At 67.5% G+C, this 14,210-nt stretch carries 9 protein-coding genes and 1 riboswitch; of the genes, 6 read left to right on the top strand and 3 right to left on the bottom strand.

What is annotated here, in order from left to right; all coding sequences use genetic code 11:
* Window positions 1–139 precede the first annotated feature (139 nt).
* Together smc and ftsY are read left to right on the top strand one after the other, a co-directional pair.
* Window positions 140–3,727: a chromosome segregation protein SMC gene (gene smc / locus ACFO0G_RS00160; RefSeq protein ID WP_376976013.1), complete on the top strand. Its 3,588-nt coding sequence runs from the start codon at window positions 140–142 to the stop codon at window positions 3,725–3,727.
* Window positions 3,728–3,814: 87 nt separating this feature from the next.
* Window positions 3,815–5,020, top strand: a complete 1,206-nt coding sequence (gene ftsY, locus ACFO0G_RS00155) for a signal recognition particle-docking protein FtsY (RefSeq protein WP_286397618.1) — start codon at window positions 3,815–3,817, stop codon at window positions 5,018–5,020.
* 57 nt (window positions 5,021–5,077) lie between these two features.
* Here the strand turns inward: ftsY and ACFO0G_RS00150 are convergent, their stop codons facing one another.
* Window positions 5,078–6,319: an MFS transporter gene (locus tag ACFO0G_RS00150; RefSeq protein WP_376976012.1), complete on the bottom strand. Its 1,242-nt coding sequence runs from the start codon at window positions 6,317–6,319 to the stop codon at window positions 5,078–5,080.
* A gap of 226 nt (window positions 6,320–6,545) precedes the next feature.
* Between ACFO0G_RS00150 and ACFO0G_RS00145 the strand changes: the two genes are divergently transcribed.
* On the top strand, window positions 6,546–7,898 hold the full coding sequence (locus tag ACFO0G_RS00145) for an ammonium transporter (RefSeq protein WP_286397615.1): 1,353 nt from the start codon (window positions 6,546–6,548) through the stop codon (window positions 7,896–7,898).
* Window positions 7,895–8,233, top strand: coding sequence for a P-II family nitrogen regulator (locus ACFO0G_RS00140; RefSeq protein ID WP_159631736.1), 339 nt, complete (start codon window positions 7,895–7,897; stop codon window positions 8,231–8,233). Before ACFO0G_RS00145 ends, ACFO0G_RS00140 begins: the two co-directional genes overlap by 4 nt.
* 120 nt (window positions 8,234–8,353) lie before the next feature.
* Here ACFO0G_RS00140 and ACFO0G_RS00135 read toward each other — a convergent pair whose 3' ends face one another.
* The gene (locus ACFO0G_RS00135; RefSeq protein ID WP_376976011.1) at window positions 8,354–9,754 is read right to left on the bottom strand and encodes a glucose-6-phosphate dehydrogenase; all 1,401 of its coding nucleotides are present in this window, start codon (window positions 9,752–9,754) and stop codon (window positions 8,354–8,356) included.
* Between the two features lie 84 nt (window positions 9,755–9,838).
* Here ACFO0G_RS00135 and ffh point away from each other — a divergent pair, with 84 nt between their 5' ends.
* Window positions 9,839–11,422: a signal recognition particle protein gene (gene ffh / locus ACFO0G_RS00130; RefSeq protein WP_376976010.1), complete on the top strand. Its 1,584-nt coding sequence runs from the start codon at window positions 9,839–9,841 to the stop codon at window positions 11,420–11,422.
* 103 nt (window positions 11,423–11,525) lie between these two features.
* Window positions 11,526–12,260, top strand: coding sequence for an alpha/beta fold hydrolase (locus tag ACFO0G_RS00125; protein WP_376976009.1), 735 nt, complete (start codon window positions 11,526–11,528; stop codon window positions 12,258–12,260).
* Here the strand turns inward: ACFO0G_RS00125 and thiC are convergent.
* On the bottom strand, window positions 12,257–14,083 hold the full coding sequence (thiC, locus tag ACFO0G_RS00120) for a phosphomethylpyrimidine synthase ThiC (RefSeq protein ID WP_286397610.1): 1,827 nt from the start codon (window positions 14,081–14,083) through the stop codon (window positions 12,257–12,259). The two genes, ACFO0G_RS00125 and thiC, sit on opposite strands and share 4 nt — an antisense overlap.
* Window positions 14,079–14,186, bottom strand: a riboswitch (TPP riboswitch). (Overlaps the previous gene by 5 nt.)
* Window positions 14,187–14,210 lie beyond the last annotated feature (24 nt).

Genomic DNA, 14,210 nt, shown 5'->3' with positions numbered 1-14,210 from the left:
CCGGATCATGCATATTCACCCGTGGCGCAGGCGTTGGCTTCCGGGCGCTGCTGCGGGGAAATGTCGGTCCTGCGCAGTAGATTGTAGTGAGCCGGTTCCCGCAATCATGCCCTACCCGCTCCAGGAGACCAGAAAAGCCTTGCACCTCAAAAGCCTCACCGTCCGGGGGTTCAAGTCCTTTGCGTCTGCCACCACCTTCGACTTCGAACCCGGCGTCACCGCCGTGGTGGGTCCCAACGGATCCGGGAAGTCCAACGTGGTGGACGCCCTGGCCTGGGTCATGGGCGAGCAAGGCGCCAAGACCCTCCGCGGCGGCAAGATGGAGGACGTCATTTTCGCCGGGACGTCCGGACGGCCGCCCCTGGGACGGGCCCACGTTTCGCTCACCATCGACAACACCGACGGCGCCCTGCCCATCGAATACAGCGAAGTCACCATTTCCCGGACGCTGTTCCGTACGGGCGGCTCGGAGTACGCCATCAACGGTGCCGGCTGCCGGCTGCTGGATATCCAGGAACTGCTTTCCGACTCAGGGCTGGGCCGGGAGATGCACGTCATCGTGGGGCAGGGCCAGCTGGACCGCGTGCTGCACGCCACCCCCGAGGACCGCCGCGGCTTCATTGAGGAGGCAGCGGGGATCCTCAAGCACCGCCGGCGCAAGGAACGAACGGTCCGGAAACTGGAAGCCATGCAGGCCAACCTCCAGCGCCTCACCGACCTCACCGGGGAAATCCGGCGCCAGCTCACGCCCTTGGGCAAGCAGGCGGAGGTGGCCCGCCGCGCCCAGCGCGTCCAGTTCGACGTCAGGGACGCCCGCGCCCGCCTGCTCGCCGACGACCTCGTCCAGCTGCAGCTGGCGCTGGAGCAGGACGTGGCGGACGAAGCCGCGCTCAAAGCCCGGCGGACCGCCGTCGAACAGGAACTCGAAGCGGGCCGCAGGCAGCAGGCAGCCATGGAGCAACTTGCGGCAGAGGCCACACCGCGCCTGAATGCCGCCCGTGACACCTGGTACCGGCTCTCCACGGCGCGGGAGCGGCTGAGGTCGCTCGGCTCGCTGGCCACTGAACGCAGCCGCCTGCTGGGTTCCGAAGACGCCGCCCCTTCCCCGGGCCGGGACCCCGAACAGCTCGAACGCCAGGCAGCCCGGGTGCGGCAGGAGCTCGCCGAGCTTGAACAGGACATCGAAACAAGGCGCAGTGCCCTGGCGACGGCCAGCGCTGCAAAGGCCGAGGCGGAGCAGGCGGCCCTGGCCGAGGACCAGCGGCTCACCGCCCAGCTCCGTGCTGCAGCCGACCGCCGGGAAGGACTGGCGCGGCTGGCCGGCCAGGTGGCGGCCGCCCGATCCCGGGTGGAGTCCGCGCAGGCGGAACTGGGACGGCTGCGCGAATCCCTTACCGCCGGAACGGAACGCCGCGCCCGTGCCCAGGCCGAGTTCACGGCACTGGAGAACCAGGTGGCGGGCGTGGAGGAGGGGGAAGAATCCCTTGACGCCGACTACGAGGCTGCAAGCGAAGCCTTGGACGCTGTCCTCCAGGAGATCACTGACCTCAAGGCCGCCGTCAACGAAGGGGTCCGCAAACGGGATGCCCTGGCCGCCCGGCTCGACGCCCTCAAGCTGGGCCTTGAGCGGAAGGACGGCGCCCGGCACGTGCTGGAGTCCCGCCTCCCGGGGGTGCAGGGAAGCGTTGCCGCCGCGATCACCGTGCAGGCCGGCTATGAAGCGGCCATTGCCGCCGCGCTCGGGCAGGCATCCGAGGCAGTGCTGGTCCAGGACAAGGACACGGCCGTTGAGGTGCTGCAGCGGCTCAAGGACGACGACGCCGGGCGGGCGTCGTTGCTCCTCGCCTCGGCTGCGGCGGGCCAGCCGGAGGACGGGCCGGACCAGCCGCTGCCTGACGGTGCGCAGTGGGCTGCCGGCCTCGTAAACGGGCCCGCGGAGCACGTCGCCTTGGTCCGGCACCTGCTGGCCCGAACCGCCGTCGTCCCCGGGATCGACGCCGCGGCCACGGTCGTGGACTCGGTGCCCGGACTCACGGTGGTCACCCCTGAGGGGGACGTCTTCACGGCATTAGCGGTGACCGGTGGTTCGGCCAAGGCACCGTCATTGCTCGAGGTGCAGGCGGCAGTGGACGACGCCGGCCGCAGCCTTTCTGCGGTCACCGCGGACCTGGAGCGGAACAGGTTCGCCCTGGCCGGCGCCGAGGCACGGCGCGCTGGTGCCCAGGAGGAAGCGGACGCTGCCCTGGACAAGCTGCACGAATCCGACGCCCGCCTCGCCGCGGTCGCTGAGCGCCTGGGCCACCTGAACTCCGTCCTCCGCAGTGCCGTGGGGGAGAGCGAACGGATGGCCGCGTCCTTGGCGCGGGCGGAGGAGAACGTCGCTGCCGAGCAGGAAGCGCTCGCGGCCGTCACCGCCCGCCTGGCGGCAGCCCAGGAAGCACCCGTTGAAGAGGAACCCTCAACGGAACAGCGCGATGCCCTGGCGCGTGCCGCATCCGCCGCCCGTGCGGCTGAAGTTGAGGCACGGCTGTCCCTGCGCAGTGCCGAGGAGCAGCTGGCGGCCACCCGCAACCGGGTTGCATCGCTGGAACGCGCCGCCGCTACCGAGCGGCGTGCCCGGGAGGAAGCCGCGGAGCGCGCCCGGCGCCGCCGGATCCAGGCCAAACGGGCAGCCGCCGTTTCCGCGGGCGTGGAATTGGCACTCGGCTTCGTGGATGTCTCCGTGGACCTGGCCCGGCACGAACGGGACTTGGCCGAGGAGAACCGCGAGCTGCGTGACCGCGGACTGCGTGGCATCCGGGAAGCAAACGAGGCCCTGGCCCGGGAACTGGCCCAGCTCACCGACAATGTGCACCGTGATGAGCTGGCCCGGGCCCAGCAGCGGGCAAGGATCGAAGCGGTGGAAACCCGCTCCGTGGACGAGCTGGGCATCACCCCCGAGGCGCTGGTGGAGGAATTTGGCCCGCACGTCCCCGTTCCCGTTCCGGCGGAGGAATCAGGCGACAAATGGGCCGCCCTCCGCGCCCCCGTTGATGCGGGAGGGCAGGAGATCGTTGAAGGTAAGCCCTACGTCCGTCAGGAACAGGAGAAGCGGCTGCGGAAGGCAGAACGGGACCTGGCGAGCCTGGGCAAGGTCAACCCCCTGGCACTCGAGGAATTCGCGGCGCTGGAGGAGCGGCACCAGTTCCTCAGCTCCCAGCTCGAAGACCTGAAGGCCAGCCGCCGGGACCTGCTGGACATCATCAAGGAAGTGGACGACCGCGTCCAGCGCGTCTTCGCCGAAGCCTTTAAGGACACCCAGGCGCAATTCACCAGGGTGTTCGACCGCCTTTTTCCCGGCGGCGAAGGCCGGCTGGTCCTCACCGACCCCGCGGACATGCTGACCACCGGCATCGAAGTGGAGGCCCGTCCCGCGGGCAAAAAGATCAAGCGGCTGTCGCTGCTCTCCGGCGGCGAGCGGTCCCTGACCGCGGTGGCGCTGCTGGTGGCCATCTTCAAGGCCCGGCCCTCGCCGTTCTACGTCATGGACGAGGTGGAAGCGGCGCTGGATGACACCAACCTGGGCCGGCTGATCACCATCTTCGAAGAACTCCGGGAATCCAGCCAGCTCATCGTGATTACCCACCAGAAGCGCACCATGGAAGTGGCGGATGCGTTGTACGGCGTGACCATGAGGGGCGACGGCGTCTCCACCGTGATCAGCCAGCGCCTCGGCGCGGAGGTGTAGCAGCAGCGCGGGGAACGGTGCGAAGGGGCAGGTCAGGCGCCTGGCACGCGCCGCAGTGGGGCATGCCGTTTATGAGAAGCTAGGGGAGTGAATGACATCCTTCCCATTGTCCTGTCCATTCTTGCTGCGCTGGTGGTCATCGGCGCTCTGATTCCGGTCCTGCTCAAGACGCGAAGGAACATCACCCGGTACCCCGGAACCCGCGACGCGAACGACCCCGAGATCCGCTCCGGCGGCAGCACGGCGGTGGCGGACCGTGACGGAACCATTGAACGCAAGGCCCCCGAGGGCGTCGACCTCGAGGGCCTGGACACCACAACGGTTCCGGACAATGCGGCCGGACTGGAAACCATTCCCGTCGAAACACCGCTCCCGGTCGCAGGGCGCCTCACGCGCCTGCGCGAACGGCTGGTCCGCTCCAACAACATCATGGGCAAGGGCCTGCTGGCGCTGCTGTCCAGCGACCGGATCGACGAGAGTGTCTGGGACGAGGTGGAGGAAACCCTCCTGCTGGCTGACCTGGGAACAGAACCCACCATGCAGCTCGTGGACGCCCTGCGGGAGCGGGTCAAGGTCCTGGGTACCCGTACCCCGGAACACGTCAAGACCATGCTGCGTGAAGAACTCATCAAGCTCGTCGATCCCACCATGGACCGCAGCCTAAACGTCCAGCGCCATGCCGAGAAGCCCGCCGTAATGATGGTGGTGGGCGTGAACGGCGTAGGCAAGACCACCACCGTGGGCAAGCTGGCCCGCGTGCTGGTTGCCGAGGACAAGGACGTCCTGCTCGGCGCCGCGGACACGTTCCGCGCCGCCGCCGCCGAGCAACTGGCCACGTGGGGCCAGCGCGTGGGAGTCCCCACCGTCAAGTCGGACATCGACGGCGCCGACCCCGCCTCGGTTGCCTACGAGGCCGTGAAGGCAGGCATCGAGCAGGAAGTCGACGTTGTGATGATCGACACCGCCGGACGCCTGCAGAACAAGGTGGGCCTGATGGACGAACTGGGCAAGGTCAAGCGCGTGGTGGAGAAGCTGGCAGAGGTGGACGAGGTCCTGCTGGTCCTTGACGCCACCACCGGCCAGAACGGCCTGAACCAGGCCCGGGTTTTCTCCGAGGTGGTCAACATCACCGGCATCGTCCTGACCAAGCTGGACGGAACCGCCAAGGGCGGCATCGTCGTCGCCATCCAGAAGACACTTGGCGTGCCCGTCAAGCTCATCGGACTGGGCGAAGGCGCCGACGACCTGGCCCCGTTCGACACCGAAGGCTTCGTAGACGCCCTGCTGAACTAGCTCACTGCTGAACAGGCTAACCGCTGAGTTGGCCTGGTTCCCGGCCTGCACCGCAAACTACGACCCGGCCGTACGAAGCGTCTCCCGGGTCGGAAGCCAAGTGACGGCGGCCAGGAGCATGATGCCGCCGGTCAGCCCGAAGGCCCAGCCGAAGCCCAACCGGTCCGCCAGCAAGCCTGCCACTACGGGCCCAACGATCGCGCCGACGTCGGACATCATCTGGTAGACGGCCAGCACCTTGCCGCCGGAACGGCCGTTGCCGATCACATCTGCCACTGCAGCCTGCTGGGCGGGGCCGAAGAGGCCGGAGCCGACGCCGGCGAGCGTCGACGCCGCAAGGAACCAGGGCAGGTCGGTGGTGATGCCGATCGCCGCGGTGGCCAGGGCCGCCACCAGCAGGCCCGCAATCATCATGGGCTTGCGTCCCACTGAGTCGGCCAGGCGGCCCGAGAACGTAAGCGCGGCGGCGTTGCCGGCAGCGAACACGGCCAGGGCCAGGCCGGCCGCCTGCGGGCCTGCCCCGAAGGCGGCCGCGGCGAACAGCGGCACCGTTGCCATCCGCACGCCAAAGGTGGCCCACCCGTTGGCGAAGCTGGAGGTGAGCGCCGAACGGTAGGTGCCCGTGCCAAGTGCTTCGCCAAAGCGCATGTCCGGGGCCCGCTTTTGGGCATCTCCGCTGTCCCTGCGCTGGTGGCTGAGTTGGGTCTGAACGACGAACGCGGCAACCAGCAGGGCCGCGGCGTAGGCGAGGAACGGCACCCGCAGGCCCAGGCCGGCCAGGAGCCCGCCCACGATCGGCCCGCACACATTCCCGATCAGGAATGCCGACGCGTAGGCTCCGGAAACCCTGCCCCTGCTTTGAGGCGGCGCCAGCCGGACCACCAGGGCCATGGACGCCACGGTGAACATCACCGAGCCTGCCCCGCCAAGGCCGCGGAACAGCAGCAGCTGCCAGTAGTCCTGGGCGAAGGCGCACGCGGCCGTGGACAGTGCCACGATCAACAGCCCCGCGACGTAGATAGGGCGTTCTCCCCGCTTGCCGATCAGGGCGCCGCCGGCAGGAGCAAAAGCCAGGCGCATGAACGCGAAGATCGCCACAATGACGGCAGCCTCGGTGTTGCCCACCCCGAAGGTTGTGGCGAACTGCGGCAATACGGGCGCAACAAGCCCGAATCCAAGCGCGATGAGGAAGGCCGCGGCCAGCATCACCTTGATGTCGCGGGGGAGCTTCTCCCGCTGCGGCCGCAGCCGTGCCAAGAACCTTGAAGTGGCGCCGCTGGCGCGGGGTGGTGCCGTCATGCTGGGGGAGTCCTTGCTGGAAGGGGAGCCGGGTGGCTGCGCGAATGCGGAAACATAACCGTAACAAGGCGGATATGCACCATTTACTTCCTAGAGATTGTTGTAACAGACCGGCAATCTAAATCCTCTGCGGGCGAAACACGCCACCCACAAACTCTTTACAGGACGCAAAAGGCGTTGGAAGGCGGAGTACTTCCGCAAGATTCGATGAGAGAGGACGTGCACCATGGAACTTACCGCAGGTCACGTTTGGGTCATGGTGGCGGCAGCCCTTGTGCTGTTCATGACACCCGGTCTGGCATTCTTCTACGGCGGCATGACCCGCGCCAAGGCAGCCCTGAACATGATGATGATGAGCTTCATCTCCATCGGCATGGTGGGCGTTGTCTGGGTTCTGTGGGGCGCCTCCATGAGCTCCGGGGAAGGGTTCATGGAGATCGTCGGCAACCCGTTCGCCACCTTCGGCCTTGAGGGAATCAACACCCCCGACGGCCTGATCAAGGTGGGCTACGCCGCCACGTTCGCCATCATCACGGTGGCGCTGATCAGCGGCGCCATTGCAGACCGTGCCAAGTTCGGCGCCTGGTCCGTGTTCGTCCCGGTGTGGGTCACCCTGGTGTACTGCCCGCTTGCCTACATGGTGTGGGGCGGCGGCCTCTTCGGCCCCGAAGGCGCCATCGGCAAGGCCCTCGGCCCCGCCATCGACTTCGCCGGCGGCACTGTGGTCCACATCAACGCAGGCGTGGCCGCGCTCATCCTGGTCCTGATCATCGGCAACCGCAAGGGCTTCGGCAAGGACCCCAACCACCGCCCGCACAACATCCCGTTCGTCATGCTCGGGGCGGCCATCCTCTGGTTCGGCTGGTTCGGCTTCAACGGCGGTGCAGCCACCACTGCCGAACAGGGCGGCCTGATCTGGGTCAACACCCTCGCAGCCCCGGCAGCTGCCATGCTCGGCTGGCTCGTCACCGAGCGGATTCGCGACGGTCACCCCACCTCGCTCGGCGCCGCGTCCGGTGTCGTTGCGGGCCTGGTTGCCATCACCCCCGCCTGCGCCAACGTCAGCCCCGTGGGTGCCCTGGGCCTCGGCGTGGTCGCCGGCGTGGCCTCCGCCCTGGCCGTTGGCCTGAAGTTCCGCTGGGGCTTCGATGACTCGTTGGACGTCGTCGGCGTGCACCTGGTCTCCGGCATCATCGGCACCGTGGCCCTGGGCTTCATCGCACTGCCCACCGACGGTGTTGGCGGCGGCCTTTTCTACGGCGGCGGACTCACCCAGCTCTGGGCGCAGCTCGCGGCAGCCGGCATCGCCATCGCCTACTCCGCGATCCTGACCACCATCATCGCCCTGGCCATCCACAAGACCATGGGCTTCCGCGTCTCGCAGGAACAGGAAACGGTGGGTGTGGACCTCAGCCTGCACGCCGAGACCGCCTACGAGTTCGGCCTCAGCGGCCACGGCGGAAGCTTCCAGCCGCTGCACGACCTGATCACCGGCAAGGGCGTATCCCCTGAAGCCGTGCAGGCATCGGAAGCGCAGAAGGCACAGTCAGCAACAGGCAAGGAAAGCGTGGGGGCATGAAACTGATCACTGCAATCGTCAGGCCGGAAAAGCTCGAAGCCATCAGGGAAGGGCTGGAAGCCTACGGCGTCCAGGGCCTCACCGTCAGCGCGGCCAGCGGCTACGGCCGGCAGCGCGGCTACACCGAGGTGTACCGCGGGGCGGAATACAACGTAGACCTCCTGCCCAAGATCCGGGTGGAAGTGCTGGCCACGGACGAACAGGCCGATGACATCCTGGACGTGATCATTGCCAGCTCCAACACCGGCAGGGCCGGGGACGGCAAGGTCTGGACCATGGACGTCCACGAGGCAGTGCGGGTCCGCACAGGGGAACGCGGGGTGGCCGCCATCTAGGGCGGACCACCACCGGCACTGGGGCGGCAACCGAAAACGAAAGCAGGACGGGCAGGAACCGGAAGGTCCCGCCCGTCCTGCTGACGTTTAAGGTGCCGCGCCCACGTTACGGTGGACGGCTCAGTCCTGATGCCGGTTGGTTGGCCATGATGCCGGGCCGGCCGAGCCGGCGTCGTACTCTTCCAGCGGGACCTCCCCGTGCGTCCATGCCAAGAGCACCGGTTCAACAATCCGCCAGCAATCCTCTGCAGTATCGCTCCGGACGGACAGCAGCGGGTCGCCGGACAGCACGCCTTCGAGCACCTCGCCGTAGGGCAGCAGGTCGGAGGCACTCAGTTCCGCTTCCAGGGTGACCCGGCCCAGGCTGAAGATGTTTCCGGGACCGTTGACGTCGACGTCGAACTCCAGCGTGTCCGGGCCAAAACCGATCCGCAGCTGGTTGGGGGAGTCCACCCCGGTGAAGCCCTGGGGGAGGTGGGGCACAGGAAGGAAGGTGACCACGGCCTCCTTGCGCTTGTCGCCCAGGGCCTTGCCCGAGCGCAGGATGAACGGAACGCCGCGCCAGCGCCAGTTGTCGATGCCCACCTGGATCTCGGCAAGTGTCTCCGTCTCCCGGCCGGCATCCACGCCTTCCTCCGCGGCGTAGTCGGGGACCTGCTTTCCCGCTACTGAACCAGCCGTGTAGCGGGCACGGCGGGAGTCAGTGACGGGGTCCTTGACGCTGCTGGCGCGAAGGACGGCGGAGACCGCGTCGCGGAGGTCGCGCTCGCCGATGGTGGCCGGGGGCTCGATGGCCATCACCGCCATGACCTGCAGGAGGTGGCTTTGGATCATGTCCCGCAGGGCGCCGGCGCCGTCGTAGTAGCGGGCACGCCCCTCCAGGGCCAGGTCCTCGTCGAAGAAGATCTCCACCTTTTCCACGTGCTGCCGGTTCCACACCGGCTCCAGGAAGTTGTTCGCGAACCGCAGGCCCAGGATGTTGAGGACCGTGGCCTTGCCCAGGAAGTGGTCCACCCGGTGGATGTGGTCCTCCGGGACAAGCCGCGCCAACGTCTGGTTGAGGGAGCGTGCGGACTCCTCGCTGGAGCCGAAAGGCTTCTCCATCACCAGCCGGGTACCGGCCGGAACCTCCCCGGGCTGAAGCGTTTCGCACGCCAGCTGGCTGATCCGGGGCGGAAGAGCGAAGTACACGGCCACCGGGCCTTCAAGGCCGCCAAGCAGTCCTGCCAGGGCGCCCTTGGCCGTGACATCCACCTGGTGGTACACCGTCTCCTTCTGCAGCAACTCCAGGGCTTCCTTGCCCGGCTCATCCGCTGCCCCGGCTGCCGCCGCGAACGATGACTGGACCCGCTCCCGCCACTGTTCGGGCGTCCATGGGTCTGAACCGGCCCCCACCAGGCTGAGGCCCGCGGCCCGGCCGGCCGCAACCAGCCGCGCCAGGCCCGGCAGGAGGAGGCGGCCGGTGAGGTCGCCCGAGGCGCCGAGGATGAGCAGGGTCTTGACAGTTGTTTGGCTCGTCATTTCGCCAGCATGCCACCTTCCGTGCCTGACTTGATACCCTAGATAGTCGAGTCCCGATCATCTCCTGAAAGAAGTTCACGGCGCGTGTTCAATTCACTCTCTGACCGGTTGACAGCAACCTTCAAGAATCTCCGCGGCAAGGGCCGCCTCACGGAGGCCGATGTTGATGCCACCGTCCGCGAGATCCGCCGTGCCCTCCTGGACGCGGACGTCGCCGTACCGGTGGTCCGTGAATTCACGGGACGGGTCCGCGAACGGGCCCTGGGTGCGGAGGTCTCTGCCGCGCTGAACCCCAGCCAGCAGATCGTCAAGATCGTCAACGAGGAACTCCAGGAGATCCTCGGCGGCGAGACCCGGCGCATCAGGCTGGCCAAGAACGGCCCCACCATCATCATGCTTGCCGGCCTTCAGGGTGCCGGCAAGACCACCCTCGCGGGCAAGCTGTCCAAGTGGCTGAAGGCCCAGGGCCACAGCCCCATGCTGGTGGCCTGCGACCTCCAGCGCCCCAACGCCGTTACCCAGCTCCAGGTGGTGGGCCAGCGCGCCAATGTCCCGGTGTTCGCACCGCACCCGGGCGCCACCTCCACGGAGCTGGACCAGCCTGCCGGTGACCCGGTCGCCGTGGCACGTGCCGGCGTCGAGGAAGCACGCCAGAAGCTGCACGATGTGGTGATCGTCGACACCGCAGGCCGCCTTGGCGTGGACGCCGGCATGATGGAGCAGGCCCGCCAGATCCGCCGCGCCATCGTGCCCAACGAAGTCCTGTTCGTGATCGACTCCATGATCGGCCAGGACGCCGTGAACACGGCCCTCGCCTTCGACGAAGGCGTGAACTTCACCGGCATTGTGTTGTCCAAGCTCGACGGCGATGCCCGCGGTGGTGCCGCGCTGTCAGTCGCGTCGGTCACCGGCAAGCCGGTCATGTTCGCCTCCACCGGCGAAGGCCTGGACGACTTCGAGCTCTTCCACCCGGACCGGATGGCCTCGCGCATCCTGGACATGGGCGACATCCTCACGCTCATCGAACAGGCTGAAAAGGCCTGGGACAAGGATGAAGCCGCCCGGATGGCGAAGAAGTTCGCCGACCAGGAAGACTTCACCCTTGAGGACTTCCTGGCCCAGATGCAGCAGATCCGCAACATGGGCTCCATGAAGAAGATGCTCATGATGATGCCGGGCGCGCAGAACATCCGGCAGCAGCTGGAGCAGTTCGACGAGCGGGAGATCGACCGTGTCGAGGCGATTGTCCGGTCCATGACCCCGCACGAGCGGCTTGCCCCGAAGATCATCAACGGCTCGCGCCGCGCCCGCATCGCCCGTGGTTCGGGCGTCCACGTGTCCGAGGTCAACGGCCTGCTGGAGCGCTTTGCACAGGCCCAGAAGATGATGAAGAAGATGGCCCAGGGCGGCATGCCGGGAATGCCCGGGATGCCCGGCATGCCAGGAGCCGGCGGCGGTGCGCGGAAGAACGCCAAGAATGCGCCCAAGAAGAAGGCAAAGTCCGGCAACCCGGCCAAGGCGGCGCAGGAGCGCAAGGAAGCCGAAGCCCGCCGCGCCAATGCTGCCAAGGCACTGCCCACCGGGGCCGCCTTCGGCCAGCAGGGTGGCGACTTCGATCCCTCCCAGCTGAACCTCCCCAAGGGCTTCGACAAGTTCCTGGGTAAGTAGCAGGTCACCATCATCGTGCAGCGCCAGGTGTCGTTTTGATCGCTCAAGACGACACCTGGCGCTTCTTCGTTGGGATGCCGGTGCCGTGGAATAGGGTTGGGACATGTTCAAGCAGAGGGTAGTGTTCGTGCACGGCGCCGGAAACTTCGGCGCCGCAGCGTGGCCCCGCCAGCACGGCATGGCACTGTCCTATGACGCGCTGTTCCTGCGCCGGTACGGCTACGATCCCGTTGCGGAACCGGTGGAATCCTCCTTCGCGGAAGACACCGCGATCATTTTGCGGTCCTTGGCGGACGACGGCCGCGGCGCCGCCGGCGGTCACGTGGTGGCACACTCCCAAGGGGCCATCGCCGCCATGATCGCCGCCGTCGAACGCCCGGACCTGGTCTTTTCATTGACCCTGGTGGAACCGGCGTGCCTCTCGCTGACCGCGGAACTGCCGGCCACAGCCGCCCACATCAGCCTGATGCAGCCCCTCTTCGACGTGCGCCACCAGCTCAGCGACGAAGACTTCCAGCGCGAATTCGTGCGGCGGGTCTACGCCACGGACCTCCAGCAGCCCGCCACGACGGAGGAGAAGCGGTCTGCCCGCAGGCTCCGGCTTCAGGCACCGTCGTGGGAAGCACCGCTCCACATCGTTCCCGGCGTACCCACGCTGGTGTTGACCGGGGGATGGGAACCGCTGTACGAGGAAATCGCCGGCTACCTGCGTGAGACCGGTGCCCTGCACCACGTTGCCGCGGGAGGGCACCGGCCCCAGGACTCGCCGGACGGCGACCGGGCCATCCGGCAGTTCATCGCCGGGGTCAGCCGAAGCCAGCCGGCCCGGGCGTCCTAGCTTTCCGCGGGAACCCGAGGCTCCGGCAGGTACACCTTGCCGCCCGCAGCCAGGAACTCCTCGCTCTTCTCCCGCATCCCCGACGCCACACCGGCGAGCGCCGCCTGGGCCTCCGCTGAGCCGAATTCGTCCCGGATGTCCTGGCTGATCCGCATGGAACAGAACTTCGGCCCGCACATGGAACAGAAATGTGCCGTCTTGGCAGGCTCCGCCGGCAGGGTCTCGTCGTGGAAGGCCTCGGCAGTGACGGGATCCAGGGACAGCGCGAACTGGTCGCGCCAGCGGAACTCGAAGCGGGCCTTGGACAGTGCGTCGTCCCGTTCGTGCGCCCCCGGATGGCCCTTGGCGAGGTCTGCCGCGTGAGCGGCGATCTTGTAGGTGATCACGCCGGTCTTCACGTCGTCCTTGTTGGGCAGGCCCAGGTGTTCCTTCGGGGTGACGTAGCAGAGCATTGCGGTCCCGTACCGGGCAATCTCGGTGGCACCGATGGCGGAGGTGATGTGGTCATAGCCGGGGGCAACGTCGGTCACCAGCGGCCCCAGTGTGTAGAACGGAGCGCCCTTGCACAGCTCCTGCTGCCGCTCCACGTTCTCGCGGACCAGGTGGAAGGGAACGTGGCCAGGTCCTTCCACCATCACCTGCACGTCGTACTCCCACGCCCGCTGCGTCAGCTCGGCGAGCGTGTCCAGCTCCGCGAACTGTGCGGCGTCGTTGGCGTCAGCCGTCGAACCGGGGCGGAGGCCGTCGCCCAGCGAGAAGGCGACGTCGTATTTGGCGAAGATTTCGCATAGCTCGTCGAAGTGCGTGTACAGGAAGTTCTCCCGGTGGTGGGCCAGGCACCAGCCGGCCATGATGGAGCCGCCGCGCGAGACGATGCCCGTCACCCGGTTGGCTGTCAGGGGAACGTAGCGCAGCAGCACGCCGGCGTGGATGGTCATGTAGTCCACACCCTGTTCGCACTGTTCGATCACGGTGTCCCGGAAGATTTCCCACGTCAGGGCGTTGGCCTCGCCGTTGACCTTTTCCAGCGCCTGGTAGATGGGCACGGTGCCGATGGGGACAGGGGAGTTGCGGATGATCCATTCCCTCGTGGTGTGGATGTCATCGCCGGTGGACAGATCCATCACAGTGTCGGCGCCCCACTGCGTGGCCCACTGCAGCTTGTCCACCTCCTCAGCGATCGAGCTGGTGACTGCCGAGTTGCCGATGTTGGCGTTGATCTTCACCAGGAACGCCTTGCCGATGATCATCGGCTCGGACTCCGGGTGGTTGATGTTGCTGGGGATAATCGCGCGGCCCGCCGCGAGCTCACTCCGCACCAGTTCCACATCGCAGTTTTCGCGCAGCGCCACGAAGCGCATCTCCTGGGTGATGATTCCCTGCCGGGCGTAGTGCATCTGCGTCACGGTGTGGCCGTCGACGGCGCGGCGGGGCACCGGCTGCCCACCCTGCCACTCCGCGGAGGCGGCACCGCGGCGGACAGCCGAGCGGCCGTCGTCGAGCAGGTTGCGCTGCCTGCCGGTGTACGGCTCGGTGTCCGCGCGTGCCGCGATCCACTCGGAGCGGAAGGGCTGAAGGCCGCGGACGGGGTCGCTGCCCGGTCCCGCCGTCCGGTAGGTCCGGAACGGTTTGTTGGGCCGGCCGTTGGGGGACGGCTCAAGGGAAATCTCCGTGACCGGCACCCGGATTCCGGCGCCGGCATCTTCAATGAAGGCCAACGAATGCGACTTCAGGGATTGGGTCACCTGGAGGGCTGACTGACCGTCCGCCGCTGCTTCGGCCTGGATTTGGGCAGGGTTCAACTGGGTATTTTGCGTACTCAAGGGAATACTCACTTCCTTCGCCGGCATTACCCGGACAGGTTCAACGGTCGCAGGCCGCGTCAGCCCGATCTCAGCCCCTGCAGGGGCACCCGTGTGGTCAGGAACGAAGCTACCACAGGCCGCTGGA

Origin of the sequence: Arthrobacter sedimenti (assembly GCF_042652025.1) — a bacterium.
In the GTDB taxonomy this organism is placed as follows: Bacteria; Actinomycetota; Actinomycetes; order Actinomycetales; family Micrococcaceae; genus Arthrobacter; species Arthrobacter sedimenti.
Note: the sequence above shows the minus strand (reverse complement) of the source record. Positions and strands in the feature narration are given on the sequence as shown.